This window comes from Streptococcus sp. k-378, from assembly GCF_013277505.1.
Lineage (GTDB): Bacteria > Bacillota > Bacilli > Lactobacillales > Streptococcaceae > Streptococcus > Streptococcus pseudopneumoniae.
In genome coordinates this window covers 1-1,958 of record NZ_VMNC01000158.1, presented here as the reverse complement: position 1 = coordinate 1,958, position 1,958 = coordinate 1, and the positions used below count along the sequence as shown (strand labels likewise).

At 41.0% G+C, this 1,958-nt stretch carries 2 protein-coding genes; both read right to left on the bottom strand.

The features are described 5' to 3' along the window. Positions 1 to 44 precede the first annotated feature (44 nt). Positions 45 to 260, bottom strand: a complete 216-nt coding sequence (locus tag HT719_RS11840) for a hypothetical protein (RefSeq protein ID WP_240156580.1) — start codon at positions 258 to 260, stop codon at positions 45 to 47. A 96-nt stretch (positions 261 to 356) separates the two neighbouring features. Further along, the gene (tuf, locus tag HT719_RS11035; RefSeq protein WP_001040724.1) at positions 357 to 1,553 is read right to left on the bottom strand and encodes an elongation factor Tu; all 1,197 of its coding nucleotides are present in this window, start codon (positions 1,551 to 1,553) and stop codon (positions 357 to 359) included. Positions 1,554 to 1,958 lie beyond the last annotated feature (405 nt).

The window sequence follows — 1,958 nt, the reverse complement described above, 5'->3', positions numbered from 1 at the left end:
GCTTTTTTATAAGCAATTCAATTTCATACTCTTCAAAAATCTCTTCAAACCGCATTAGCTTCGCCTTGCCGTATGTATATGATACTGACTTCGTCAGTCTTATCTGCAACCTCAAAACAGTGTTTTGAGCTGACTTCGTCAGTCTTACCTACAACCTCAAAACAGTGTTTTGAGCTGACTTCGTCAGTCTTATCTACAACCTCAAAACAGTGTTTTGAGCAGCCTGCAGCTAACTTCCTAGTTTGCTCTTTGATTTTCATTGAGTATTAGTTCAATATCTGAAAAAAAGAACCTTGCAAAGCAAGATTCTTTTAGTGTCTGACTTAAATAATTGTTCTTCTGGGAACTAAATCGAATTAAGCTTCGATTTCTGTAACCATACCTGAACCAACAGTACGTCCACCCTCACGGATAGAGAATGTAGTACCTTGTTCTACGGCGATTGGGTGGATCAACTCAACGTCGATTGTCACGTTATCACCAGGCATTACCATTTCAGTACCTGCTGGAAGTTCGATTGAACCTGTAACGTCAGTAGTACGGAAGTAGAATTGTGGACGGTAGTTGTTGAAGAATGGAGTGTGACGTCCACCTTCTTCTTTAGTAAGGATGTAGACTTCACCTTTGAATTTAGTGTGTGGGTTGATTGAACCTGGTTTAGCAATAACTTGTCCACGTTCGATTTCGTCACGTTGAACACCACGAAGAAGGACACCTACGTTATCTCCGGCAAGACCTTCGTCAAGTTGTTTACGGAACATTTCAACACCAGTAACAACTGCTTTTTGAGTTTCTTCTTTGATACCAACGATTTCGATTTCGTCGTTGACTTTAACGATACCACGGTCGATACGTCCTGAAGCAACTGTACCACGTCCAGTGATTGAGAATACGTCTTCGACTGGAAGAAGCAATGGTTTGTCAGTGTCACGTTCTGGTTCTGGGATGTACTCATCAACTGTGTTCATCAATTCCATAACGATGTCTTCGTATTTAGAGTCACCTTCAAGAGCTTTAAGAGCTGAACCTTGGATAACTGGAAGATCGTCACCTGGGAAGTCGTATTCTGACAATAGGTCACGGATTTCCATTTCAACCAATTCAAGCAATTCTTCGTCGTCAACCAAGTCAACTTTGTTCATGAAGACAATAAGGTGTTTAACACCAACCTGACGTGAAAGAAGGATGTGTTCACGAGTTTGTGGCATTGGTCCGTCAGTTGAAGCTACTACAAGGATAGCTCCGTCCATTTGAGCGGCACCAGTAATCATGTTTTTAACGTAGTCCGCGTGTCCTGGAGCGTCGATGTGAGCGTAGTGACGTTTTTCAGTTTCGTACTCAACGTGCGCAGTGTTGATAGTGATACCGCGTTCGCGTTCTTCTGGAGCAGCATCGATAGACGCATAGTCTTTAGGTTGGTTAACTGATGAAGGCAAGCGACGTGCCAAAACAGTTGTGATAGCTGCAGTTAGGGTAGTTTTACCGTGGTCAACGTGTCCGATAGTACCAATGTTAACGTGTGGTTTACTACGATCGTATTTTTCTTTTGCCATTTGAGTAAAAGCCTCCAATAAAATATATTTTATAGATAGACAGTAGGCAATACAGTCTAACTTTCCTTACTATTTTATCAAATTTCAGCTAAATTGCAAGTGTTTTACAACGTTTTTGTGAATTATTCTTGGTAAAAATTTAACTGAAAGTTCTATAATGAAGTTAGCCACCCAGCCCTCCTAAAAATTAGATGGTTCAACTAGCTTATAGCTAGCCCTCTATTTCATTTGATAAGATGCTTGATGCTGTTAGGCTGACAAGCCAAGGCTAAGATTAGCCTTGGTTTAGCTGACAAAACTGCTTCAAGGGTTCCTCTTGTCAAATGAAAGCTCTTCTAGGCATAAGAAAACACCTCTGTGTTATACTTGTTGTTCAATCACAAACACAAGAAAGGCACAGAGATG